The sequence below is a fragment of the Ignatzschineria sp. LJL83 genome (assembly GCF_054871845.1).
Window position 1 is genome coordinate 121,767 of the sequence record NZ_JBTXLY010000002.1, and the last position, 25,834, is coordinate 147,600.

The 25,834-nt window shown below is 39.1% G+C and carries 17 protein-coding genes; 12 read left to right on the forward strand and 5 right to left on the reverse strand.

What is annotated here, in order from left to right; translation table 11 throughout:
* Nucleotides 1–167: 167 nt before the first annotated feature.
* From ACYSN2_RS02410 to ACYSN2_RS02425, 4 genes are all read left to right on the forward strand, one after another.
* On the forward strand, nt 168–1,553 hold the full coding sequence (locus ACYSN2_RS02410) for a glutamate decarboxylase (protein ID WP_461748669.1): 1,386 nt from the start codon (nt 168–170) through the stop codon (nt 1,551–1,553).
* 134 nt (nt 1,554–1,687) lie between these two features.
* Nucleotides 1,688–3,382 carry an aspartate-alanine antiporter gene (gene aspT, locus ACYSN2_RS02415; protein ID WP_461748670.1) on the forward strand — a complete coding sequence of 565 codons (1,695 nt, stop codon included), beginning with the start codon at nt 1,688–1,690 and terminating at the stop codon, nt 3,380–3,382.
* A 323-nt stretch (nt 3,383–3,705) separates the two neighbouring features.
* Nucleotides 3,706–4,731 (forward strand): hypothetical protein, encoded by a 1,026-nt coding sequence (locus tag ACYSN2_RS02420; RefSeq protein WP_461748671.1) that lies wholly within the window; start codon nt 3,706–3,708, stop codon nt 4,729–4,731.
* 90 nt (nt 4,732–4,821) lie between these two features.
* A complete protein-coding gene (locus tag ACYSN2_RS02425) occupies nt 4,822–5,847 on the forward strand; it encodes a hypothetical protein (protein WP_461748672.1) in 1,026 nt (341 codons plus the stop codon).
* Between the two features lie 173 nt (nt 5,848–6,020).
* On the opposite strand, the gene ACYSN2_RS02430 is transcribed toward ACYSN2_RS02425, so the two are convergent.
* Nucleotides 6,021–7,208, reverse strand: coding sequence for an amidohydrolase (locus ACYSN2_RS02430; protein WP_461748673.1), 1,188 nt, complete (start codon nt 7,206–7,208; stop codon nt 6,021–6,023).
* A 410-nt stretch (nt 7,209–7,618) separates the two neighbouring features.
* Nucleotides 7,619–10,225: an alanine--tRNA ligase gene (alaS, locus tag ACYSN2_RS02435; RefSeq protein WP_461748674.1), complete on the reverse strand. Its 2,607-nt coding sequence runs from the start codon at nt 10,223–10,225 to the stop codon at nt 7,619–7,621.
* 477 nt (nt 10,226–10,702) lie between these two features.
* Here alaS and ACYSN2_RS02440 point away from each other — a divergent pair, with 477 nt between their 5' ends.
* Nucleotides 10,703–11,344, forward strand: a complete 642-nt coding sequence (locus ACYSN2_RS02440) for a carbonic anhydrase family protein (protein WP_461748675.1) — start codon at nt 10,703–10,705, stop codon at nt 11,342–11,344.
* Nucleotides 11,345–11,741: 397 nt separating this feature from the next.
* Nucleotides 11,742–13,268: a methyltransferase regulatory domain-containing protein gene (locus ACYSN2_RS02445; protein ID WP_461748676.1), complete on the forward strand. Its 1,527-nt coding sequence runs from the start codon at nt 11,742–11,744 to the stop codon at nt 13,266–13,268.
* A gap of 113 nt (nt 13,269–13,381) precedes the next feature.
* Here the strand turns inward: ACYSN2_RS02445 and leuD are convergent, their stop codons facing one another.
* Both leuD and leuC read right to left on the reverse strand, forming a co-directional pair.
* Nucleotides 13,382–14,038 carry a 3-isopropylmalate dehydratase small subunit gene (gene leuD / locus ACYSN2_RS02450; protein WP_461748677.1) on the reverse strand — a complete coding sequence of 219 codons (657 nt, stop codon included), beginning with the start codon at nt 14,036–14,038 and terminating at the stop codon, nt 13,382–13,384.
* Between the two features lie 17 nt (nt 14,039–14,055).
* Nucleotides 14,056–15,462: a 3-isopropylmalate dehydratase large subunit gene (gene leuC, locus ACYSN2_RS02455; RefSeq protein ID WP_461748678.1), complete on the reverse strand. Its 1,407-nt coding sequence runs from the start codon at nt 15,460–15,462 to the stop codon at nt 14,056–14,058.
* A 476-nt stretch (nt 15,463–15,938) separates the two neighbouring features.
* On the opposite strand from leuC, the gene proB reads away from it, so the two are divergent.
* Together proB and secA are read left to right on the forward strand one after the other, a co-directional pair.
* Nucleotides 15,939–17,081: a glutamate 5-kinase gene (proB, locus tag ACYSN2_RS02460; RefSeq protein ID WP_461748679.1), complete on the forward strand. Its 1,143-nt coding sequence runs from the start codon at nt 15,939–15,941 to the stop codon at nt 17,079–17,081.
* 150 nt (nt 17,082–17,231) lie between these two features.
* On the forward strand, nt 17,232–20,033 hold the full coding sequence (secA, locus tag ACYSN2_RS02465; RefSeq protein WP_461748680.1) for a preprotein translocase subunit SecA: 2,802 nt from the start codon (nt 17,232–17,234) through the stop codon (nt 20,031–20,033).
* A gap of 170 nt (nt 20,034–20,203) precedes the next feature.
* Here the strand turns inward: secA and ACYSN2_RS02470 are convergent, their stop codons facing one another.
* Entirely contained in the window at nt 20,204–21,103 is a 900-nt protein-coding gene (locus ACYSN2_RS02470; RefSeq protein WP_461748681.1) for a hypothetical protein, read from the reverse strand.
* 601 nt (nt 21,104–21,704) lie between these two features.
* Between ACYSN2_RS02470 and ACYSN2_RS02475 the strand changes: the two genes are divergently transcribed.
* The 4 genes from ACYSN2_RS02475 (at nt 21,705) to sdhD (ending at nt 25,823) form a co-directional block, all read left to right on the forward strand.
* Nucleotides 21,705–22,910: an efflux RND transporter periplasmic adaptor subunit gene (locus tag ACYSN2_RS02475; protein ID WP_461748682.1), complete on the forward strand. Its 1,206-nt coding sequence runs from the start codon at nt 21,705–21,707 to the stop codon at nt 22,908–22,910.
* Nucleotides 22,910–24,880 (forward strand): MacB family efflux pump subunit, encoded by a 1,971-nt coding sequence (locus ACYSN2_RS02480; protein ID WP_461748683.1) that lies wholly within the window; start codon nt 22,910–22,912, stop codon nt 24,878–24,880. Before ACYSN2_RS02475 ends, ACYSN2_RS02480 begins: the two co-directional genes overlap by 1 nt.
* Before the next feature lie 136 nt (nt 24,881–25,016).
* Nucleotides 25,017–25,406 (forward strand): succinate dehydrogenase, cytochrome b556 subunit, encoded by a 390-nt coding sequence (gene sdhC / locus ACYSN2_RS02485; protein ID WP_461748684.1) that lies wholly within the window; start codon nt 25,017–25,019, stop codon nt 25,404–25,406.
* A gap of 9 nt (nt 25,407–25,415) precedes the next feature.
* Complete coding sequence (gene sdhD, locus ACYSN2_RS02490; protein ID WP_461748685.1) at nt 25,416–25,823, forward strand: succinate dehydrogenase, hydrophobic membrane anchor protein; 408 nt, start codon at nt 25,416–25,418, stop codon at nt 25,821–25,823.
* Nucleotides 25,824–25,834: the final 11 nt, after the last annotated feature.

Here is a 25,834-nt window from a genome sequence, read left to right on the forward strand (position 1 = left end):
TTTGTTTAAATATTATTTATTAAATTTCTTTTAATATATATAAGTTTGTGCCATTGTTATACCTGTAGTTTTTGTAAATCTTTGTAGGTTTATATTTTAATTTGTATTAGTAATATTTGTATTTGTTTCAATAAGTATATTTTTATAACTGATAAAGGATATTATTTATGGCAATTCATATTGTTAAAGATGTTTTCGCGACTGATGCAGCTGGCAGCTCGCTTCCTAAATATAAAATGTCTGAAGAAGGAATGGAGCCAGAAGTAGCTTCTAACCTTGTAAAAGACGTTTTAATATTAGATGGTAATGCAAGCCAAAACCTTTCTACATTCTGCCAAACATGGTCAGATCCATATGTTCATGACTTAATGGATCAGTGTATTGGTATTAACATTATGGATAAAGATGAATATCCAGCTTCAGCAGAAATTGAGAGCCGTTGTGTGCATATGATTGCAGACCTCTGGAACTCTCCAGATGCGAAAAATACGGCAGGAACATCTACAACAGGATCAAGTGAAGCGGCAATGCTTGGTGGTCTTGGATTGAAATTCCGCTGGCGCGATAAGCGTAAAGCTGAAGGAAAACCTTACGATAAACCAAATATCGTGACAGGTCCTGTTCAAGTATGTTGGCATAGATTCGCACGTTACTTTGACGTGGAATTACGTGAAGTTCCGATCGAACCAAATCGTTTAGGTCTTGATGCAAGCATTTTAGCGGACTACGTAGATGAAAATACCATTGGTGTAGTACCAACAATGGGGGTAACTTTTACCGCACTTTATGAGCCGGTAGCGGAAATTTGTGCAGCGCTTGATAAAATTCAAGCAGAAAAAGGTTGGGATATTCCTGTACACGTAGATGGTGCATCAGGTGGATTCCTTGTACCATTCGTAGCTCCAGAAATTGAGTGGGATTTCCAATTGCCAAGAGTTGTATCGATTAACTCTTCAGGTCATAAATTTGGTTTAGCACCTATTGGTGTGGGTTGGATCATCTGGAGATCATTTGATGATTTACCAAAAGACTTAGTGTTCTGGGTAAACTACCTTGGTGGAAACATGCCAACATTTAACTTGAACTTCTCAAGACCAGGCGGACAAATCGCTTCACAATATTACCTCCTTCTCCGTCAAGGAAAGTCTGGTTATCGTGAAATTATGACGAACCTTTACAAGAGTGCACAGCATATCGGTAAAGCAATGGTTGCATTAGGAGACTTCAAACTCTTCTTTGATGGCGATCCAACAAAAGGAATTCCAGCAATTTCATGGACGTTAGAGAAAGAGAACGCAGGTTATAGCCTTTATGATTTATCAGATCGTCTCAGAATGAGAGGATGGCAGGTATCTGCATATTCAATGCTACCAAATATGCAAGAGACAGTTATTATGCGCCTTGTATTGCGTCACGGCTTCAGTTATGAAATGGCAGACCTCTTTATTGAAGACGTACAACGAGCACTCGATTACTTTGAGAAGCATCCAGTAGCTGTTGTACAGACTGCGGATGAAGTAAATAACTATCACGATCACAGTGGCAGAAACTAACCGTTGATTGTATTGATGATCACGATATGACGTATATGAAGAGGCTGATTATTCAGCCTCTTTTTACGAGTTAAGATTATAGTCATTGTGAATTTTACCAGTCATAAATGAATGATAGATAAGGAGTTAGGGAAATGGAATTATGGTCATGGATAGAGCATACGTTTCGGACATACCCTGAATTAGCCATATTCTTGGCATTAGGTGTGGGATATTGGGTTGGTGCGCTAAAATTTAAGAGCTTTAGTTTAGGTTCGGTAACGGGAACATTGTTAGCCGGTGTTGTCATTGGACAGATCGGCATTGATATTTCTTCCCAAATTAAATCGATCTTTTTTATTATGTTCCTGTTTTCAGTCGGATTTGGCGTCGGACCGCAATTTGTCAGAGGGATTGCCAATGATGGTTTACCGCAAGCGCTTTTTGCAGTGGTAATCTCTATTCTCTGTTTAGCTTGTGTCTATATTGCAGTGATCGTTGCAGGTTATGGTCCGGGGTTAGCAGCAGGGCTTCTTGCTGGATCGCAAACCATCTCAGCATCTATCGGACTTGCCACAGATGCCATTACGCAACTTGATATTGGTGGTGATACGATTCAAAAAGAACTAGATAACATTCCGGTGGCGTATGCGATTACGTATCTCTTTGGAACTGTTGGAACAGGTTGGATTATTTCTATCATAGGACCAAAACTCTTAAGAGTGAATATTAAAGAAGAATGTGCAAGATATGAGAAAGAGATGTCAGTGGGTGGCCCTGTTGAAGGGATTCAATCGGCATGGAATCAATATACAATGCGCGCTTTTAGATTAGAAGATCCTAAAATTCTAGTGGGAAAAACAGTTTTACAGGTGGAATCTTTAGCCAAAGGGGAACGTCTTTTTGTAGAAGGTATTCGCCGTGGCGAAAAGATTATTGATTTTAATGATGATACTGTACTGGAATTATATGATGTGATTGCAATTTCAGGAGATAATGAAGCCCTTGTTGAAATCTCTCATATGGCAGACGAAATTGCGGATCGTGAGCTGTTACAGATTCAGATGGAAACAGCGGATATCATGATTACCAATAAGAGTTTTAACGATAAAACCTTGCTAGAAATTTCCAAAATTAAGGAAACACGAGGTGTTTATATAAAAAGTATTCGCCGAGGATCAATGGGCGTTGAAATTCCGGTAAAAGCGCAAACAGTGATTCATCGTGGGGATATTGTCAATGTTACCGGCAGTAAAAAGCATGTCGATGCTGCAGCAAAACTTGCAGGATACATTGATAAACCAATGGAAAGCGCGAATATGGTATTAGTAGGAATCGGTGTTGTGCTCGGCGGCCTTTTCGGTGCAATCGTTATTCCTGTGGGCGGTTTACCAATGACGCTTTCAACGGCAGGTGGTGCACTGATTTCGGGGCTGATTTGTGGATGGCTTCGAAGCTTTCATCCTAACTTTGGGAACGTACCGGCATCTACGCTGTGGTTTATGAACTCTGTGGGACTCAACGTCTTTATCGCCGTTGTGGGAATCACAGCAGGACCAACCTTTATCGCCGGCGTGAAGAATGTTGGATTTGAGATCTTTTTCTGGGGATTATTCGCAACGAGCGTGCCGATGTTAATGGCGCCATTAATCGGGAAATATATCTTCAAATTTGATCCGGCAATTAACTTAGGTTGCTGCGGTGGTGCGAGAACAAGTACCGCATCCGTCGCAATGGTTGCGGAAGTTGCCGACAGTAATGTGCCCATGCTCGGATATACGGTTCCATATGCCGTGAGTAACACGCTTCTCACGCTGTGGGGATTAGTCCTGATTCTGCTACTGCGGTGATTTTAAAATATAGGGATTTCGGTTTAAAAATATTAAAAAGGTCAGTATTGTTGGCTTGGAATATTTAAAAGAATACGGTACAAGCCTTCAAATGAGTGGGGACTTAACCTTTGGATGATTCTGTTTTTAAACTGATTTCACTATAAAATTTAAGACTTGATTTTTAGACGATTAAAATCGGGTTATACGTCATAAAACTAACTCCTAGAACTTACTAGGAGTTTTTTATTTTGAAGAGAAACTAGAAAAAAGTAGATGATAAAACACTTCTTGTGAAGAATCATTATAATCATGATGTTATGTTTATTATTAAAAGGATATTTATGAAAATAATAAAAGCATCTTTTTGTTTAAGATTATCTGTTCTGTTGGTTTCAATGATGGGAATGAGTATGGCGAATAATACGCAAACGCCGGTACATTATCAGATGAATTTTAGTGCTAACAATATGGGTTGCAAAGCAAAGTTAAATGGAATGTATTTAATCCATACGATGGATTTGATGAAAGGTGTGCCAAAATCGGTCTCTTTGACACAATCTATAGGTAACTTTGTAGATGAAAATCTCAATACACTGACGTTAGAGGTGCATAATTTATCTAACTTAGTGACTGATCCTCAAAATGGTTACTGTGATATCGATATTACTGCGAAAGTTCAGAATCCAGATACGGGAAGTATAGATTCTAAGGAAGTTTCTCATATTCGTTATACTTATGTTCAAGATGACGCCGATATTGCACAGAATCGATGGTTATTAAGTAAAAAGGAATCTCGTGTCGATCAAGATGAAGATTTAGCGAATTTACTTATTCAAGTGGAGTCATTGGAATCCTATATTTTAAAAGATAAAAAAGAGCTACAAAGAGAATTTGTAACTCGAGAATTTACGGTTCATCATTCTCAACCCTTTAGTTGGATTCATCAATCGACGCCTTTTGAAGATACGCCTGAGAATAAACAGAAGTTATGGGAGAAGTATCAAGAAATTAAAAGGGCACTTGCTGGGAAGAGTCGGCGTGATATTCGTAAATTAGTTGAGCCAGGAAATACAGATATCGCACAGCATCAAGGCGAAGATCCTGAGCAACATTTTGCAATTATTTTTGAGCAATTAATCCAGCCTTATTTTGATTTGAAGAGAGATATCTGGTCGCCCGTTAGTGATTTAGGGATCGATGATTTTGATTTAGAAATCTATGCGGACGGAAAGCTTTTTCGTCTGAATGAGAAAAGAAAAACACTCTATTCCCCGATTCAATGGAAAAACTTGTATCAAAGACTTTATCGTACTTACAATCCCATCTTCACGTTGATTGATGGAGAAATCGTTATGGCAACGTTTTAATAGGCTTCTCTCCGCCATTCTATTAATAATGCTAGTTGTGAAGGTTCTTTTAGAAATTTAAAGGTTCTACTGCAAATGAAGGAATGATTTATGAAGATAAAACAATTATCTTTTGGTTTAAGAATATGTGTTCTGCTGGTTTCAATGATGGGAATGAGTGTGGCGAATACGCAAACGCCGGTACATTATCAGATGAATTTTAGTGCTAACAATATGGGTTGTCAGGCTCATCTTAATGGAGTTTATCTGATTGATTCTATGGATTTAATGGATGGAGTTCCCAAAGGACTTTCATATACTCAATCTATCGGTAACGTTGTAGATATTGATCGGAATGTATTAGCTGTTAAAGTCGATAATCTTTCCGGAATTGTCGATGATTCGATGAAGAGTGGATATTGTGATCTGAATATTATTGCAATAGTTAAGAATCCAGATACCGGTGAAATAGAATCTAAAGAGGTTAGTCATATTCGTTATACGTATGTTGATAATAAAGAGAGTACTAATCATTATGATCGCTGGATTCTTAGTTTGGAGGAATCTAGAAAAGATCAACAAGATGAGATGGTTTCTTCTTTGATTGATACAGAAAAAGCACCTTCATTATCAGATGGAACGGGAGAGATTAGGAGGGAAATAGCAACTCGAGAATTTATGGTTCATCATTCTCAACCCTTTAGTTGGATTCATCGATCGACGCCTTTTGAAGATACGCCTGAGAATAAACAGAAGTTATGGAATAAGTATCAAGAAATTAAAAGGGCACTTGCCGGGAAGAGTCGGCGTGATATTCGTAAATTAGTTGAGCCAGGAAATACCGATATCGCACAGCATCAAGGCGAAGATCCTGAGCAACATTTTGCAATTATTTTTGATCAATTAATCCAACCTTATTTTGATTTGAAGAGAGATATCTGGTCTCCCGTTAGTGATTTAGGGATCGATGATTTTGATTTAGAGATCTATGCGGACGGAAAGCTTTTTCGTCTGAATGAGAAAAGAAAAACACTCTATTCCCCGATTCAATGGCAAAATTTGTATCAAAGGCGATATCGTTCTTACAATCCCATCTTCACGTTTATTGATGGGGAAATCGTGATGGCAACGTTTTAGATAATGTTGAGCATTCTAGTTTAGATGTATTAAGGAAATAAGATTTATTCTTTAAAATCAAAAAACTCCAAATGAACAAGAGGTTCTTTGGAGTTTTTCTGTTTTAGGTTCAGATTTTTATGACTTTATAGAGATTTATTTATTTGAAATCTTGTTATTAACCTGTTTGAAGCCTATTTGAATGCTTTTGGATAATTCATCACAACGTTCACAAACATCTGTAATCCGAGCAATAATCCATCTTCATCGAGATTGAATTTAGGATGATGGTGCGGATAGATACAATCTTTCTCTTCATTCCCAACGCCGATAAAAGCAAAGGTTGCAGGGATGATTTCGGCAAAGGCGCTGAAATCTTCGCCGGCTAAGTAGGTTGGATTGGCAATTACGTTGGCATCTGTAAATTGCTCGGCAAGGGATCTGACAAAAGCTGTTTTCTCAAGATTGTTATCAGTCATGCCGTAACCGAATTGGTAATCGATTTCACACGTTGCGTTGAAATTTTCACAGTTGGATTCAATAATGCGCACAATTGATTTTTTGAAAAGTTTTCGCATCTCCGGCGTTGTAGAACGTACGCTTCCACCGATTTCCGCATAACTTGGAATGACGTTAAGCGCATTTTTACGACCGCCGTTAATATAAGTATTACTTAATACGCCGGCTTCAAGTGGTGCGACTTGGCGAGCAACAACCGTTTGCATCTGCGTCACGATATGGGAAGCAATCACCACAGGATCGATACAGTTTTGTGGTTCAGAAGAGTGTCCACCTTTTCCAAAGATTTTTGCCGTATAGATATCGGTATTAGAAGTCACAGCGCCATCCTTTAGATCAATAGTACCGGTTGGGAGCAACGTCCACAAATGATGACCATACATAAAATCTAACTCATGGAAAAGTCCCGTTGCCACAAGTTCTTGCGCACCGCCCGGCAATAATTCTTCGGCATGTTGGAAAATCGCCCAAACTTCGCCGGTAAGTTCATCGAAATGCTCATTAAAATAATGGCATGCCATCATTAAGGTTGCCGTATGCGCATCATGTCCGCAAGCGTGCATTTTACCGGGATTTTTAGAAACAAAATCGATATCATCACGCTCTTCTTCAATGGCTAATGCATCAATATCGCCACGAAGCCCAATTTTAGGGCCTGGTTTGCCGGTAATAAAACGCACTAATACGGAATTACCAACCGGATGAGAAATCGTTGCATGTTCCAGTTTTCCTATCTCAGCAGTGATAAATTCGCGAGTTTTCGTCTCTTCAAAGGAGAGTTCCGGATATTGATGCAGATACCGGCGATATTGAATAAGCTGTGGTTCGTAAGCGAGAAGGGCTTCTTTTTGAATAATCGACATGAATAGTTTCCTTAGATTTCTTGGCAACGCTCTATTCTGGGATAGATTTTATGAGGTTTAGTAATGTTCTTAATGTATTTATTGATATATCGTGCAATCGGTCAGAATTTAAAAGAATCTACATTGCTGGCGCGCGATATTCGGAAGCATGCAAGCATTCGCTCCAGCCACATATCAGTCTTTTTTGTGCAATAAAGTATTTCAAACTGATTTCAGGATATATGTTTTTACAAGAATTTTTAAAGTTTGAATTTGATGATACATTCGATGATTTATAGTAGCGATAAAAAACGGCATTGTATAGCTTACAATGCCGTTTCTGAGCTTTGCGATGATCTATGATTGAGAAATCTGATCACTACATAATCGCTCTTATTTTTATCTCATTGAATTAACTAAAAAATCGAAATTTAGATTTTTGTTTTAATCCAATTAAGTGCGCTATCAATCGCTTTTTGAATATTAGCAGGTTCAGTACCGCCGCCTGTTGCAGAATCTGGGCGACCGCCACCTTTTCCGCCAACTTCTGTTGCCGCAACATTGAGTAACTCGCCGGCTTTCAGCTGTGAAGTGAGTGCTTTATCAACACTTGTTACCAGTGCAACTCTGCCATCTACTTCAGCGATTAAGAGCGTGATGCCTTTAGTTTCTGATTGCAAGTTATCGCAAAGTTCACGAAGTGAGCGATTATCTGCGCCATCAATACGACTGACGATGACTTTAATGCCATTGATATCAGAAGCTTTTGCAATGATTTCGCCGCGATTTGCAAATACTAATTTCGATTGTAAGTTTGCAAGCTCTTTACGAAACGCTTTGCTCTCATCAAGGGAAGCATCTACTTTTGCCAGAATGTGCGCATTGTCGGTTTTCAAGGTGCTTGCAAGCTCATTAAGCGTTGCACTTTGTTCAAGCATAATTTCAACGGCTTGTCCGCCAGTGACCGCTTCAATACGGCGAACGCCGGCAGCAATTCCTGTTTCTTGCGTGATTTTGAAAAGACCAATATCGCCCGTTGCCGAAACGTGCGTTCCGCCACAAAGTTCAATAGAGCTTCCCATTTCAACCACACGAACCACATCGCCATACTTTTCGCCAAAGAGCGCCATTGCACCTTTTGCTTTCGCATCATCAATCGCCATTTCGTTAATGTCGATTGGGGAGTTTTGACGAATCGCTTCATTCACCATGCGCTCGATATTTTGAATTTCTTCAAATGACACAGGTTTATTGTGTGAGAAGTCAAAACGAAGACGATCATCTGTTACCAAAGAACCTTTCTGTTCAATATGTGAACCTAAAAGCTCTTGAAGCGCATCATGCATTAAATGCGTTGCCGAGTGATTCTTTTTGATGAGTTCACGGCGCTCGTTATCAATGATTGCTGTTACTGCTGCATCTGCCTTCACTTCACCAGATTTTACAACACCAATATGAAGGAAAACATCTTGCTGTTTTTTCGTATCTTTGACTAAGAATTCAAAGTTGTCGCCTTTGATAATTCCCGTGTCGCCCACTTGTCCACCTGATTCGCCGTAGAACGGTGTTTCGGAAAGAATCAAGATCGCTTCCGTACCTTCCGCAATTGCCGGTACAACTTCGCCCGCAACTAAAATAGATGCGATAGATGCCGGCGTTTCAACTTTGTCGTAACCGTGGAATGTGGTTTTATCAGCATGTTGAAGATCGAGCATTTTTTCAGCGCCGAAGTTACTTGCTGCACGAGCGCGTTCACGTTGTTCTTCCATGCATTTTTCAAAACCTTCCATATCGAGCGTTAAGCCTTGTTCACGAGCGATATCGTTGGTTAAGTCAACAGGGAAACCGTAAGTATCATAGAGTTTGAAAATGGTTTCGCCTTGAATTTCAGTTGCACCATTAAGCGCTTTGATATCTGCTTCAAGTAGTTTTAAACCATGCTCAAGGGTTGTTGAGAAGCGTTTTTCTTCATCTTTAATGGTTTCGATGATGAAAGCTTGTTTCTCTTGCAATTGCGGATACGCATCGCCCATTTCTGCCACAAGTGCCGGAACAATTTTGTAGAAGAAGAGATCTTTTTGACCTAATTTATAACCATGACGAATCGCACGGCGAATAATACGGCGAAGCACATAACCACGACCTTCGTTTGAAGGAAGAATGTTGTCGGCAATTAAGAAAGAAACGGAGCGAATATGATCGCTTAATACTTTCAGAGAGTTATGCGTTAAATCTTCTGTACCAACGGCTGCCGCTGATGCTGCAAGGAGTTTGACAAAGATATCAACTTCATAGTTACTATGAACGTTTTGTAAAATTGCCGAAATACGCTCAAGACCCATTCCTGTATCAATCGATGGATTTGGAAGTGGATGGAGTGTGCCTTCTTCATCACGATTAAACTGCATGAAAACAAGGTTCCAAATTTCGATGAAACGGTCGCCATCTTCTTCAGCTGATCCTGGAGGGCCGCCCCAGATGTGATCGCCGTGATCGTAGAAAATTTCAGAACAAGGACCACAAGGACCTGTATCGCCCATTTGCCAGAAGTTATCTGAAGAGCCATCTTCCTTATCGCCGATACGAATAATACGATCTGCCGGAATGCCGATCTGTTCATTCCAAATTTTGAACGCTTCATCATCTGTGTGATAAACCGTCACTAATAATTTTTCTGCCGGTAATTTGTAGACTTCTGTTAAAAGTTCCCAAGCATACGCAATTGCTTTCTCTTTGAAGTAATCGCCGAAGCTGAAGTTACCGAGCATTTCAAAGAAAGTATGATGGCGAGCAGTAAAGCCCACATTTTCTAAGTCATTATGTTTACCGCCGGCACGCACACATTTTTGTGATGTGGCAGCTGTCACATAATCACGTTTTTCAAGGCCAAGAAAACAGTCTTTAAACTGATTCATACCGGCATTTGTGAATAGAAGTGTCGGATCATTTGCAGGGAGCAGAGAGCTCGAAGCAACTTCTTTGTGGCCTTTGCTCACAAAGAAGTCTATAAATTTACGGCGAATTTCATTAGTCTTCATGGAATCTTTATACTTTATGGTTGTAGAAATAATCGTAAAAAATGCCGTAAAAATGTGAAGTTATCAACGTTTTTAACAGCATCTTTTAATCATTTCAATCATATTAAAATGTGTTTCGTAAGTGCGTGATCTCTATTGTCATGCGGATTGTGATTCATTCAACGAGATATTTACAGTCAATGTAAACAGCGGAATGAATCACTAAGAAATCAATCTTACCAATTTTAACCGTTTAGCGCTGAAATTTGAAATTTATGTCAGCGTTAAGGGCTATTTCAGTTATTTAAAATAGATTAGCATGGATTGATTCATGGAATTACGATCTAATTGTGATAGTTTTTTGAGCAAAAATTGCAGTAATTTTTTTCAATTTCTCATCTTTTAGGCAAAATCAGAGTAAACTGCTCAACTGTCTGCATAATTTAATAACAATTTAAGTTATGTGATGAATCGATCAAACAAAGAAGAAACTACATAATGAGATTACATAATACGGAAGACCAGCAATCTTTAACGCCGGAGTTAGCCCTTAAATTTTTAAAAGAAGGGAATAAACGCTTTGTTGCGAACTTAAAAGCGCATAGTAATTTATTAGAACAAGTGAATGAAACGAAAACAGGGCAGTTTCCGTTTGCGATTATTTTAAGTTGTATTGATAGCCGAACCTCAGCAGAGCTTATCTTTGACCAAGGCTTGGGCGATATCTTTAGTGCAAGAATTGCCGGTAATGTATTAAATGACGATATTATTGGTTCGATGGAATTTGCGTGTAAACTTGCAGGATCGAAGCTTATTGTGGTTTTAGGGCATTCTCATTGTGGCGCCATTACCGGCGCTTGTTGTGGCACGGAGCTTGGGCATTTAACGGATCTATTAGCGAAAGTGAAACCATCTATCAAGCATGTAAAAGAAACCCATAAAGGCATTGATATCGAGTCTAAAGAAGCGGTGGATCTCGTTGCATTTCATAATGTAGAACATACGATTGGGCATATCTTAGATAAGAGTTCAGTATTAAAAACCATGTATGAAAATGGTGAAATCGGTATTGCCGGCGCTTTCTATAAAGTAGAAACAGGCGAAGTGGATTTTACGAGTGAAATGTTTACGAGTAAGTAGAATCTAGTTAAGAATCTAGAGCTCTAATTTATACAATTACAGCCGACAGCATCAGCTTGTCGGCTTTTTTTGATTTCAAATTTACAAGCTTGTCGTAATGCTATCAGTAGCATTACAGGTTCGTTAAATGCTTTAAAGGATAGGAAAGCTATGAAAGACTAGAAAAGGGAATGAAAGGCTAGGAAATGGCATATCTTTAGATCATGTCCTATTTCCTATTTCTCATCGTCATCCTTGGTTTTGCAAAGCTTATGAGATTCATTCGAAAACAGATCTATGAAAAATATAATTACGAATATATAAAATAAAATGTAAATAATTTACATATATTATATTGTAATAATCATATTTTTAATTAATTTTTATTTATTAATCTTATAGCGCTGTGGAGATAGTGATGTCGAATTGGTCAGATGGATATATTAGTGATATTGGTTATACGTATGGATATTATTCAGGATTGAATCCCAACAACTTGCTATTGCCACTATTAGTGAAGAATATGGCACTGCCTAATATTAAAACAGCCTGTGAGTTGGGGTTTGGGCAAGGCGTTTCAATTAATGCGCATGCGGCCGCTAATAGTGAGATTGAATGGTGGGGAACAGATTTTAATCCTTCTCATGCCAGTTTTGCGAAAGAGTTAGCACATCAATCACAGGAAGATATTCATCTTTTTGATCAAACTTTTGAAGAGTTTTGTCACAGAGAAGATCTTCCTGATTTTGATTTTATCTGTCTGCATGGAATTTGGTCGTGGATTTCAGATGAGAATCGTAAAGTGCTCGTGAATTTTATTCGAAATAAACTCAAGATCGGTGGCATTTTATATGTGAGCTACAACACATTACCAGGCTGGTCTGCAAAAATGCCGGTACGCCATATGTTGGCAGAGCATGCGCATATCATGGGATCTAAAGGGCAAGGAACTGTCAATAAGGTCAATGATGCAGTCAGTTTTACCAAAGAATTGATCCATTTGAGTGAAAACCTAACCCGAAAAAATGCCTCTATTGCCGAGCAAGTAGAGCGAATTGCAGGTCAAGATCCTCACTATTTAGCCCATGAATATTTTAATCGAGATTGGGATCCGATGTATTTTTCAGATATGGGAAGTTACTTAGAATCTGCCAAGATTAGTTATGTTTGCTCTTCTAATTTCGTGCAAGATTTTGCGCCGGGATTATTTTCTCCTGAGCAACGGGAGTTTTGGCAGGGAATTAAAGATCCGATGTTTGCGCAATTAGTGAAAGATTATCTGTTAAATACTCAATTTAGAACCGATATCTGGATGAAAGGCCCGAGAGAATTACCGCAGTTACAGATAGAAAAGTTATGGCAGCAACTTCGTTTTGTCGCGATTACAGAATTGCCGGAGAAGCTTGATATTGCCAGTTATCGCTCTGTGACATTATTACCGGGGATTTATGAACCTATTGCCAATCTGCTTTCGGATCATCATATTCATACTTTTTCCGAGATAGAAGCTGTCTTGCCGAATGAAAATTTAGAGAATATTGGGCAAGCGCTCGCCATTTTACATGCCATGGAAAAAATCGTGGTTGTACAAGAAGAGCAGATTATCGACAGTAGCCGAAAAAGCTGTCAATTGCTTAATAAATATATTATCGAGCATAGCTTAACGGGGATGGAGATTAGTTACTTAGTAAGTCCTGTGAGTGGCGGAGCTGTACAAGTTGGGCGACTAGATCGTTTGATGATTCTCGCTTATCTCGATGGTTGTCATGAAACAGCGGATATCGTTCCGTTTGTATGGAAAGTGCTACAAAAAAATAATCAATTGTTGATGCACGATGGAGAAACTTTAAAGACGGAAGCTGAAAATCTTGAAAAGCTAGAAACGCTTGTCAATGAGTTTTTGCTGAAGACGTTGCCGATTTATCAGTTGTTGCAATTGATATAAGCAAATACGAGTATCAGAAAACATAAGACATAAAACAGAACAATAAAAATGCCGGCATTGAATGACAATACCGGCATTTTTTCATGAAATTTTATTAAAAGTGATGGGGTTTACTAATCTTTAAAAATCCATGGTGCTTCTTGTGCGCGTTTTGCTTCATAAGCACGAATATCATCTTGATGTTCTAGCGTTAAGCTAATGTCATCTAAGCCATTAATCATGCAATGTTTACGAAAGGCATCAATATCAAAGTTAAAAGGACCTGCTTTCACTTCGCCATTTTGTAGAGCGGTTACGCTCTGCGCTGGAAGATCCACCGTAATTTCTAAATCAGAATATTGCGCTGCTAATTGAAAGAGCTGATCGACTTCTTCTTCTGTTAAACGAATGGGTAAGAAGCCATTTTTAAAGCAGTTATTGAAGAAGATATCTGAATAGCTTGAGCTAATCACAGAGCGGAAACCATAATCTGTTAATGCCCAAACCGCATGTTCACGGGAAGATCCACAGCCAAAGTTATCACGAGCAAGCAAAATGGTTGCATCAGAATACTCAGGTTGATTAAGTGAAAACTCCGTGTTGAGCGGACGCTTACTATTATCCATTCCCGGCGCGCCACGATCCATGTAACGCCATTCATCGAATAGATTTGGGCCAAATCCTGTTTTATAGATACTTGTTAAAAATTGCTTAGGAATAATCGCATCAGTATCAATGTTCGCACGATCAAGCGGAACAACAATTCCTGTATGAGTGACAAAAGGTTGCATAATTTTTACTCCTAAAACTAGTTTAATTCACGAATATCAACAAAATGACCGGCAATTGCGGCAGCAGCTGCCATCGCAGGGCTCACTAAGTGCGTACGGCCAGCAGCGCCTTGACGACCTTCAAAGTTTCGGTTTGAAGTAGAAGCGCAATGCTCGTAAGGTTCGAGGCGATCAGGGTTCATCGCTAAACACATTGAGCAACCTGGTTCACGCCATTCAAAGCCGGCATCAATAAAGATTTGATCTAAGCCTTCTTGTTCCGCTTGCGCTTTCACAAGACCGGATCCCGGAACGATCATTGCAAGCTTCACGTTATCCGCTTTTTTCTTACCTTTTACCATTTTTGCCGCATCACGAATATCTTCAATACGTGAGTTTGTGCAGGAACCGATGAAAACTTTATCAATCTTGATATCTTTCGGAGATTGATTTGCTTCCAAGCCCATATATTTAAGCGCTTTCTCAATGCTCTCTTTTTGCACAGGATTGCTCGCTTTTGCAGGATCAGGAATGAGTTCATTAATGCCGATCACCATTTCAGGGCTTGTTCCCCAGCTTACTTGTGGCTCAATTTTGCTGGCATCAATGGTAATCACTTTATCAAATTCTGCATTTTCATCTGTATGAAGCGTATTCCAGTATGCAACCGCTTGTTCCCAATCTTCCGCTTTTGGCGCAAATGGACGATCTTTTACATATTCAATCGTTGTATTATCAACGCCGACAAGCCCAACACGAGCGCCGGCTTCGATTGCCATGTTACACATGGTCATTCTGCCTTCCATTGAAAGATTTCTCACAGCTTCGCCGCTAAACTCAATGGCATAACCTGTACCGCCGGCTGTACCGATCTCTCCGATAATCGCAAGGATTAGGTCTTTCGCCGTGACATTTGGCGCAAGTTTACCCACCACATCAATCTTCATGGTTTTTGATTTTTTCTGAACAAGACAACTCGTTGCCATCACATGTTCAACTTCACTTGTACCGATTCCGAAAGCAATCGCACCAAAAGCGCCGTGCGTTGCTGTATGAGAATCTCCACAAACAATGGTCATTCCCGGCAATGTTGCGCCTTGTTCAGGGCCGGCAACATGCACGATTCCACGGCGAGCATCGCCAATTGGGAAATATGCAAGGTTATGTTCTGTTGCATTTTTATGAAGCGTATCCACTTGAAGTCGTGCAATAGGATCGGCAATGTTGTCAATATCACTCGTTGTTGGTGTATTGTGATCTGCCATTGCGACGATTGAGTTTTTGCGCCAGAGTTTGCGTCCTGCTTTTTCAAGACCTTCAAATGCTTGTGCGCTAGTAACTTCGTGAATGATGTGACGATCAATATAAAGGAGCGCTGTGCCATCTTCTTCAGTACGGACAACGTGATCATTCCAAATCTTTTCGTAAAGTGTTTTTGCTATCATTTTTATATCCACTATCTTCTTATATTGGTGAGGGTTATTACTCTAGCGTAATGCTTGTAAACCTCAAATAAAGTTTAAGTTATATAAATATGAGAATGAAGAATATCTGCAAACGAGAACTATCAAGCAACCAAAAACGCTCGTTCGTGATGATTCACGAATATCGTTTTCATGGCTCAAGGAACCTGTGAACCTATTAAAAGAGATAAGTCTTATGGAAAGCGGTCTTTTATGAAGATAGTGCTTATAAATCTCTCTTTTGGGGAGATTTTAAACTGGTTATTTCTGGTAAGAAATCAGTATCAAATGGGCTTATCGTAGTGCAGAATTCGAACAATTTTTCATCATTTTTATAACTCTGATACAACATCTGTATACATTCTGATTATATTAACAGATAAAATTACCAAGGTGCTAGAATAGCGCAGAACATTTAGTATAAAACGAATTGATAACTGTAAGAGTGTTGATTATTTATGGCAAGAACGGCAGAAAGAAGTACGGAAAAGAGTACCGATAAAAGTACATGGGTCATTAAAATTGGTAGCGCAATGATCACAAATGATGGGCAAGGCGTGGATGAAGCACGCGTGAATCATTGGTGTGAGCAAATTCATGCGTTGCAAGAGCTCGGCATTGATGTGGTAATTGTGTCATCCGGCGCAGTTGCTGAAGGCATGAAGCTTTTAGAGTGGAATGAGAGGCCTCAATTCTTAAATGAACTTCAAGCTGCCGCTTCAGTCGGACAATCAGCGCTTGTGAATGCATGGAGCAGTGGGTTTTCTCCGTTTGGCTTAAATGTTGGGCAAATTTTATTAACCCATGAAGACGCATCTGATCGTCAGCGTTATCTCAATATTAAAAATACCATCAACACACTCCTTCAATATCGCGCAGTGCCGGTAATTAATGAAAATGACACCATTTCATTTTCAGAAATTAAATTTGGCGATAACGATACGCTCGGCGCATTAGTGGCAAGCTTGATTGAAGCAGATGTCTATGTGATTTTAACGGATCAGGAAGGTGTGTATGAAGCTGATCCTCGTAAAAATCCAGATGCGAAGATGATTACAGAAGCCGATGCGCATGATGAACGACTCCTTGGAATGGTGACAAGTGAAGGCGGCCGTTTTGGAACGGGTGGTATGTATACCAAGATCATGGCATCTCATATTGCCGCAACCTCTGGAACAACGACGTATATTGTGAAAGGCGATCGTGAAAATGCACTTCTCTCTATTGCGCAAGGTACGCAAGTGGGCACAAAGCTCAATGCCGATGGCTCACGTATTACGGCGAAAAAACGTTGGATTTTAGGGCAGAAGCAGATCAAAGGACGTATTACTATTGATGATGGAGCCGTAAAAGCGCTTTTGGAAGATGGGAAAAGTTTATTGCCAATCGGAGTGATTGCGGTGGATGGTGCATTTGATCGTGGCGATATCATTGTCTGTTTAGATGAATCTGGCCGTGAAATCGGTCGAGGACTTACCAATTATCATGCACTTGAAGTGGAAAGTATTTTGAAAACAGCATCCCATAATATTGCCGATAAATTAGGCTATATAATTGCCGATGAATTAATCCACCGCAATAATTGGGTTGAAACTCAATAATTTCTCCCCATATTGATAATTAGCCGTTAAGTTTACGAGCAAAATAATGTACTATAGTACGCTTATAAAATAATGGCTTATTGCGAAATAATACGAAATAATTTTAAAAAATAATAATTATTACAACTTTGAATTGGTTAAAGGTCTCAGATGATTAATAAATTGATCCGAAAAATCTTTGGTACACGTAACGATCGTATGATCAAAGAAGCGATGCGTTATGTCGTACAAATTAATGCATTAGAAGAAACAATGCGTGCGATGTCGGAAGAGGAATTAAAGGGACAAACCAATCTCTTTAAAGAGCGTCTAAAGAATGGAGAAACATTAGATGATCTATTGCCGGAAGCATTCGCAACGATGCGTGAAGCTTCAAGCAGAGTAATGGGTATGCGCCATTATGATGTGCAATTGATTGGTGGATATATGCTCCATAAAGGACGTATTGCCGAGATGAGAACAGGGGAAGGGAAAACCTTAGTTGCCACTCTCGCTGTATATCTCAATGCACTTGCTGGGAAAGGGGTTCATGTTGTAACGGTCAATGATTACTTAGCCAAGCGTGATGCTGAGTGGATGGGACGAGTTTATAATTATTTAGGATTATCAGTTGGGGTTGTGGCATCGAATCAATCTCTTCCTGAGAAAAAATCCGCGTATGAAGCAGATATCTCTTATGCCACAAACAACGAATTAGGCTTTGACTACCTTCGTGACAACATGGTGTTTGATCTGTCACAAAAAGTGCAAAGACCTCTTTATTTTGCCGTGATTGACGAAGTTGACTCCATCTTAATTGATGAAGCAAGAACGCCACTGATTATTTCAGGACCTGTAGAAGGCGGTGCAGAGCTCTATCATGCGGTGAATAAAATTATCCCAATGCTCACGAAACCGAATGCCGAAGGCGCGGTGGATTTTGAGATTAATGAAAAAGATAAGCAAGTAAACCTGACAGAAACAGGGCATTTGCATCTAGAGAAGTTACTTGCAGAAGCAGGTCTTCTGAATGAAGGCGATAGCCTTTACGATAGCCATAACTTAAAGCTTTATCATCATGTTGATAACTGCTTACGTGCGCACTATATCTTCCAGCGCGATGTAGATTATATTGTGGCAGATGGCGAAGTTGTGATTGTTGATGAACATACAGGAAGAACCCTTGCCGGTCGCCGTTGGTCAGATGGTTTACATCAAGCAATTGAAGTGAAAGAAAGCGTAGAAGTGAAGCCTGAGAACCAAACGCTTGCATCTATCACATTCCAAAATTACTTCCGTATTTATGACAAATTATCAGGAATGACGGGAACAGCAGATACTGAAGCACCGGAATTCTTAGAAATTTACGGTCTTGAAGTAGTTGTGATTCCAACAAATCGTCAGATTCAACGTAAGGATTTCGGAGATCTCATCTACTTAACGCAGAAAGAGAAATATGAAGCAATCGTTAAAGATATTTTAGATTGTCATGAGCGCAAGCAACCGGTATTGGTAGGAACGGCATCTGTTGAAGTATCTGAATTAATTGCAGAGCTTTTAAAAGCGCAAAATATTCCGCATGAAGTATTAAACGCAAAACAACATGAACGTGAAGCGTATATTGTGGGTCGTGCTGGTGTTCCGGGATCGATTACAATTGCTACGAACATGGCAGGACGTGGAACGGATATTGTACTTGGTGGAAACGTTGCGCTTGAAGAAGAAGCATTACTTGAAGCAAATCCAAATGCAACAGAAGCGGATCTGCAAGCATTGAGAGATCGCGCGAAAGAGCGTCAAGTAGAAGTTTTAGAATTAGGTGGATTGCATATTATTGGTACGGAAAGACACGAATCTCGCCGTATTGATAATCAGCTTCGTGGTCGTGCGGGACGTCAAGGAGATGTGGGTTCTTCACGTTTCTACCTCTCATTAGATGACCATTTAATGCGTATCTTCATGAATCCAAAAATGCGTGGCATTATGGAAAGCCTTGGAATGGGAAATGGCGAAGCGCTTGAGCATCGCATGATTACACGTTCCATTGAAAATGCACAGCGTAAAGTAGAAGGGCATAACTTTGATATGCGTAAAAACCTTCTTCAATATGATGATATTGCCAATGATCAACGTAAAATTGTCTATCAGCAACGTGATGATATTTTGAAAGCAAGTGATATTACAAATGCTGTCAAAATGATGCGTGAAGAAGTATTTGGTGATGTGGTTGCCAAATATGTACCGCCACAAAGCTATGCAGAACAGTGGGATTTAAAAGGCTTAACGGAAGTCTTGAGTACAGAATTCCGTATTGATCTTGATTTTGAAAAACAATTAGCAGAAGATCCAAATCTGACAGAAGAAGCTATTTATGATGCAGTTCTTGCAGAGAGTGAAAGACTGTATGCTGAAAAAGAAGAGCAGGCGGGTGTTGCGACCGATCCAACGCAATTTAGACGTTTTGAGAAATCGGTATTGCTTGAAGTGTTAGATGGACAGTGGAAAGAGCATTTAGCGGCAATGGATTACTTGCGTCAAGGAATTCAGCTTCGTGCATATGGTCAACGCCGTCCTGAACAAGAGTACAAGCGTGAATCATTTGCACTTTTTGAAGAGATGCTTAATCAAATCCATTACAAAACGATTCGTTTCTTAAGTAATGTTGTGATTCGTGTTGAATCTCCGGAAGAAGTCAAAGAAACTTTAGATGCACCTACTAAATATGAAGAGAAATTGATTGAAGGTTCAATCACAAACTTAGAAGATTTAGAGCGTTTAGCAGATGAGATCGGCAATATTAAAGAAGATGAATATGAAGAAGCGTGCCCTTGTGGTTCAGGCAAGCCATATTCAGCTTGTCATGGCGCGATTGTTCTAACAGAAGAAGAGCATGACTTATTCCATGTGGGTCGTAATGATGAATGCCCTTGTGGTTCAGGTGCGAAATTCAAAAACTGTCACGGGAAAATTTAAGCTCTATGTTTTAGGGGCTTAGTACTGAGATAAAGAGTTTAGATTCATTTGGGAAACCAAAAATAAAACCTCAATCTGTCATAGATTGAGGTTTTTTGTTGTATTTGAAATTATCGTGACAAACATTCATAAAGTAGTTTATAAGATTGTTTGTAGTATGTTCCTTAATACTATAGAGCTTTAATGTGAGAAGTGAGTTGAGCTCTTGCTTTATCAATACTCATTGAGCCTTTAAAGAACTCAAGATCCATGACTTCAATTTTGCTGTAAGGGATCTTATGCATTTTGAAGAGATGCTCTAAACGCATTGTTGTGAGTGCATACGTTTCATAATCTTGAACATAATCGCTCATCGCTTCATCATAAATAGATTGATGTGCTGTATAGAAAGCAACTTCATCAAGCTTCCAATACATGATATGACCACTACCAAGCGTATTCAGTTTTTCTGTCTGATCGAAAATCACTGCTTGTAGGATTTCCCAGAGCTCTTCTAATCCGATTTGAATTAATTGCGATGCAAATAAACCATTGAGATCGGCTAACGTCACGATCGACATATTCATGATATCTTGATCAAACGCGTTGTTGAAATCTTCAACAACCTTACCATTTAAATGCGCTTTCGTAATGAGTTCAGATTCAAGAAGTTTAATGAATTTCTCAGAATCTTCATTTTCCGGCATCACAATTGTGAAAGGAAGAACTTGCAACACATCTGCAAAGTCATTGGTTTCTTTATTGAAATGGGTGACATCAAATTGATCTTCTGTCCCAATACCGATAATGGATGGTTCAAAATGATTGGCTCTAAAACGAATTTTTGAGAGTTCAAATAATTGCGCATAAATGGGGAAGTTAGGGCGAATAATTTGATGAAGATGATAAATTGAACCAACACCAATCAGACCGTAATTTTGAATTTGGGGATAATATTGTGCAATATTTTGCCCAATTGTTTGTAATAATTCTGTTGCTTCATCTTTATTAAGATAGATAGGCTGATCTTCTTGTTTCGCTGCATGCTGAATTACAACTGCAAGATCAAGGGTTCGTAAATTATTTTCCATGAGTCTTTTGCTTTTGCCTTATATAATGAATGCTAAATTGAGAAAGTTTAGGAAGCATTATACGTTCTACTATGGCGAATTCCAATGATCACTGTAGTTCTAGTAATTTCATTTAAGATTAATTTAAGTAATACGTTTTAGACTGCTATTTTGACGAGATATAAACTTGAAGGTAAATAGAAAGCGTACTCAAAAATAATATTTAATGTTTATTGAGATGTATGGATAGAGTGGGAAGAAGTCGGCTGTACATCAGGAATGAAGCTTATGAATAACGAAAAAATTAGTAAAAAGAGCCGACTTCGGAGGTCGTAGTCGGCTTAAGTATTGATCGGTTATGGATTTAGAAGCCTAAAAGCGCACCTAAAGCAGTCATAAAACCGTATACTAAATCTAAAATGCCTTGAAACATAATATATTCCTTTTTAATAAATTGTAAATATGGAGGTTAATATATTAATTAATAATATATTGTCAAAAACTATATACCATTAATATTTATTATTCAATGAGTTAGTTTTTATTTAAGTGGTTTATAATGTCTTTTTTTAACTTTCATAGTGGGAGATGATGGGCTGATGGTAACTGTAAAGGATAATTTATGCGTATAAAAAAATATAAGAAAAGAATTCTATTTTTGATCTTACTCATCATTATAGGAGGATTATATTTTTCTTCATCGACGACTAAAAAAATCGATTATCTAACATCTCCAATTGCTAGAGAAGATATAGAAGTCAATATCTTAGCGTATGGAAAAATGGAGGCTTCTCAGCAAGTGGATGTGGGAGCTCAGGTTTCAGGGCAAGTGAAAAATATGTATGTTGCGCTAGGAGATTCGGTTGAAAAAGGAGAATTATTAGTTGAAATTGATGATTTACCTCAGCAGAACTCGGTCAAAGATAGTGATGCACGCTTAAAAAATGCCATTGCTTCTAAAGTTGCGAAAGAAGCGCAATTACTCAATGCTCGTATTCATTTGGAAAGACAACAAAAATTAATTCGAAATGGCGCTACAACTCGTTCAGAGGTGGATACGGCTGAAGCAAATTTGAAAGTATATGAAGCAGAATTAGATGCTCTCATCGCTCAAATTGCCCAATCACAAATTGCGCTCGATACCGCTGAAATTGATCTTACTTATACTAAAATTACATCGCCTATAGATGGCATTGTTGTAGCAACCGTTGTAAAAGAAGGGCAAACCGTAAACTCCACACAAACAGCTCCAACGATTGTCAAAGTGGCGGATTTATCCGTGATGACCATTAAAGCGCAAATTTCGGAAGCAGATGTGACGAAACTTACGGTAGGAATGCCGGCATATTTTTCCATCTTAGGGGAGCCGAATAAACGTTATGAAGCTGTCTTGAGACAGATTGAACCTGCAACGGAAACCTTTCAAACTACTATCGGAAATGCGGTTACCAATTTTACAGAAGCCGTTTACTATAATGGTCTGTTTGATGTGCAAAATCCGGATCAAAAATTTTATATTGGAATGTCTACCCAAGTGTATATCGTCTTGGAGGATCAAAAAGATGTCCTGACAATCCCCGTTTCAGCTTTAAGATATCAACCAAGTCATGTTGAAGAAAAGACAGTTTCGAAAGGTGATCATCGGCAAGTTTGGGTGCTCGATAATGAATTAACTGGCGAGATCTCTCCTCGGGAGATAGAAGTAGGAGTTTCTAATAATATTATGATAGAGGTATTATCAGGGCTTCAAGAAGGAGATAAAGTGATTACGGCGGAATCTTCGGGAACTATTGCGGCAATGCCAAGTAGTGGAGGTAGAAGACGATAATGGATCAGCCTCAAACACCTATCATTCAATTAACAGATCTTCAAAAGTCATTTCAGTCGGGAGATCTGGAAGTTGAAGTCCTTAAGGGGATTACTCTTACAATTGAAAAAGGCGAATTTATTGCGATTATGGGAGCTTCCGGATCAGGAAAATCGACTCTGATGAATATCATCGGCGGGTTAGATTATCTTACCGGCGGGAGTTATCACTTTAATGGTCGTGAAATTTCACAATATAGTGAAGATGAGCTTGCAGAACTTCGCCGTGAGAATTTTGGATTTATCTTTCAACGCTATCACCTTCTAAATAGTTTAACGGCGGAAGGAAATGTTGAAATGCCGGCAATCTATTCGGGAATGCCGGTACATTTGCGTCATCAGAGAGCTGTAGAACTGCTTCGCCGTTTAGGGCTTGAAGAGCGGGTAGAATATTACCCTACACAATTATCCGGTGGGCAACAGCAACGCGTAAGTATCGCAAGGGCGCTCATGAACGGTGGGGATATTATTTTGGCGGATGAGCCCACCGGAGCGTTAGATAGTGAAAGCGGGAAAGCGGTTCTTGAAATCTTAAAAGAGCTGAATGATGCTGGCCATACGATCATTATGGTCACACACGATCCTGATGTTGCCGCACATGCAAATCGCGTTATAGAGATTAAGGATGGGGAGATTCTTGCGGATAGAATCAACTCAGCAGAACCACCATTAAAAAAAGAGTATGTGAATGAAACGTTAGGATGGAAGAAGAGTTCAGGAATATCACAGATATCTCAACGGGTCTCTAATGCCTTTAAAATGGCGATTATTTCCATGAAAATGCAAAGAATGCGCACGTTTTTAACGATGCTTGGCATTATTATCGGAATATCTTCAGTGGTTCTAGTGATTGCTTTAGGCCGTGGATCGACAGATCAAATTATTGCAGATATTCGTTTGATGGGAACGAATACCTTAACGGTATATCCCGGTACAGGATTTGGGGATCGGCGATCTCAAAGCATTCAATCGCTTCAGCCCAGTGATGTTGAAATCTTAAAAGAGCAACCCTTTATTCATAGTGTCACACCTGTAATTTCAGCAGTAGTGGAAGCACGCTTTGGGAATATTTCAGCAGTGGGTACACAAGTGCAAGGCGTTGGCTCTCAATTTTTTGATGTGCAGGGTTATGATATTACCCAGGGAATTGCGTTTGATGAAGCTAGCGAGGACTCTTTAGCATTAGAAGCGGTTGTGGATGAAAATACCGTGAAAACGTTCTTTGGTAATGGAGAGAATCCTATTGGACAAGTCATTATTTTAGGACAATTACCTGTCAAGATTATCGGCGTTGCGGCATCGAAATCGCAAGGATTATTTAGTAGTGAGAATATGTCTATTTGGATTCCTTATTCTAGTGCCATGAAGCGAATGACCGGAGGAACCTCTTTTAGGAATATTACGATTCGTGTTAAAGATAATGTGGAAATCTCTTTAGCAGAAAAAAGCATTACAGATACATTAACAGTCTTACATGGCAAAAAAGATTTTTTTATTTACAATGCGGATGCCATAAAAGAGATGGTTGAATCAACTACTTTGATCCTTAGGGTTTTAATTACCTCGATTGCGCTCATATCTTTATTAGTTGGAGGTATTGGAGTGATGAATATTATGTTAGTATCAGTGGCTGAGCGAAGAAGAGAGATAGGGATGAGAATGGCTGTTGGCGCGAGAAAAAGCGATATTTCCCAGCAGTTCATTATAGAAGCAATCTTGGTCTGTTTGTTGGGAGGAGCAATAGGGGTATCTTTTGCATTAGCTGTGGGTCTTTTAATTCAGCAAGCAGGTGATTTTATTCCTCTGAGCTTTTCAATTCCTTCTATTGTATTTTCTTTTTTGGCTGCTTTTTTTATAGGAATATTATTTGGTTATTTCCCTGCGAAGAAGGCTGCAGACTTAGCGCCAATAGAGGCTCTTGAGCGCTCTTAGAGATGAAAGAGTAACAATTTGCTTAATATCTTACCGATTTGTAACAGGAAGATTGAAAAGTTTGTCATAAGTTGGCAAACTGATGCAACTTAGGTTTAATCTGTATGTAAATATTATTAATTATTGGAGTCCATCTATGAGTCAAAATAAACGGCCGATATCGCCATTTATGCTCGGTAGCGGCTATAAATTACAAATTACGTCAGTAATGAGTTTTTTACATCGTTTATCGGGAATTGCATTAGTTTTAGTATTATTTGTAATCGGAGCATGGTTTGCATCCTTAGCGGCAGGTCCAGCAGCATTCAAGACTATGACAAGCGTTTTAACAAACCCGCTTGTGATTATTCTTGTGATCGCTGGAACATTTGCTGCTTGTTACCATTTCTGTAATGGTATTCGTCATCTTTTCTGGGATGCAGGCAAAGGTGTTGATATTGAATCAGCGAAAAAGAGTGCAAAAATGGTGCAAATCGTAGCACCAGTTTTAGCAGTTTTGATTATTATCGTTGGTTTTTCATTCTAAGGGGTAATCATGAAAAGATATCAATCAGAATTAGGTCGTGTTAAAGGCTTAGGATCTACACATTCAGGATCACGCTCATGGTTAGCACAGAAAGTTTCAGCAGTGGTACTCGCTGTGTTTTTCCTTTGGTTTGCTTTTAGCTTTGCAGCACTTTATGGCAAAAGTTATGAAGAAGTAATGATGTGGGTTGGAACACCGATTAATACGGTTCTTTTAATTGTCTTCATTGTAGCGGCGTTTTATCACGCAATTCTTGGTCTTCAAGTTGTGATTGAAGATTACGTGAGTAAAACATGTCAGCGTATTGTTCTTTTAAGCGCAATGAAAGTGATTTTAACAATCATCGGTCTTGGCATTGTATGGGCGATTATTCGTGTTGGAGCAACTGTTTCAACATTTACCACAATGATGGGCTAGAACCTGTTTAA

What these genes read in the sequence shown, in the direction of transcription:
- ACYSN2_RS02410 (WP_461748669.1), top strand. Translation starts at nt 168, where the DNA reads ATGGCAATTCATATTGTTAAAGATGTTTTCGCGACTGATGCAGCTGGC.
- aspT (WP_461748670.1), top strand. Translation starts at nt 1,688, where the DNA reads ATGGAATTATGGTCATGGATAGAGCATACGTTTCGGACATACCCTGAA.
- ACYSN2_RS02420 (WP_461748671.1), top strand. Translation starts at nt 3,706, where the DNA reads ATGAAAATAATAAAAGCATCTTTTTGTTTAAGATTATCTGTTCTGTTG.
- ACYSN2_RS02425 (WP_461748672.1), top strand. Translation starts at nt 4,822, where the DNA reads ATGAAGATAAAACAATTATCTTTTGGTTTAAGAATATGTGTTCTGCTG.
- ACYSN2_RS02430 (WP_461748673.1), bottom strand. Translation starts at nt 7,208, where the DNA reads ATGTCGATTATTCAAAAAGAAGCCCTTCTCGCTTACGAACCACAGCTT.
- alaS (WP_461748674.1), bottom strand. Translation starts at nt 10,225, where the DNA reads ATGAAGACTAATGAAATTCGCCGTAAATTTATAGACTTCTTTGTGAGC.
- ACYSN2_RS02440 (WP_461748675.1), top strand. Translation starts at nt 10,703, where the DNA reads ATGAGATTACATAATACGGAAGACCAGCAATCTTTAACGCCGGAGTTA.
- ACYSN2_RS02445 (WP_461748676.1), top strand. Translation starts at nt 11,742, where the DNA reads ATGTCGAATTGGTCAGATGGATATATTAGTGATATTGGTTATACGTAT.
- leuD (WP_461748677.1), bottom strand. Translation starts at nt 14,038, where the DNA reads ATGCAACCTTTTGTCACTCATACAGGAATTGTTGTTCCGCTTGATCGT.
- leuC (WP_461748678.1), bottom strand. Translation starts at nt 15,462, where the DNA reads ATGATAGCAAAAACACTTTACGAAAAGATTTGGAATGATCACGTTGTC.
- proB (WP_461748679.1), top strand. Translation starts at nt 15,939, where the DNA reads ATGGCAAGAACGGCAGAAAGAAGTACGGAAAAGAGTACCGATAAAAGT.
- secA (WP_461748680.1), top strand. Translation starts at nt 17,232, where the DNA reads ATGATTAATAAATTGATCCGAAAAATCTTTGGTACACGTAACGATCGT.
- ACYSN2_RS02470 (WP_461748681.1), bottom strand. Translation starts at nt 21,103, where the DNA reads ATGGAAAATAATTTACGAACCCTTGATCTTGCAGTTGTAATTCAGCAT.
- ACYSN2_RS02475 (WP_461748682.1), top strand. Translation starts at nt 21,705, where the DNA reads ATGCGTATAAAAAAATATAAGAAAAGAATTCTATTTTTGATCTTACTC.
- ACYSN2_RS02480 (WP_461748683.1), top strand. Translation starts at nt 22,910, where the DNA reads ATGGATCAGCCTCAAACACCTATCATTCAATTAACAGATCTTCAAAAG.
- sdhC (WP_461748684.1), top strand. Translation starts at nt 25,017, where the DNA reads ATGAGTCAAAATAAACGGCCGATATCGCCATTTATGCTCGGTAGCGGC.
- sdhD (WP_461748685.1), top strand. Translation starts at nt 25,416, where the DNA reads ATGAAAAGATATCAATCAGAATTAGGTCGTGTTAAAGGCTTAGGATCT.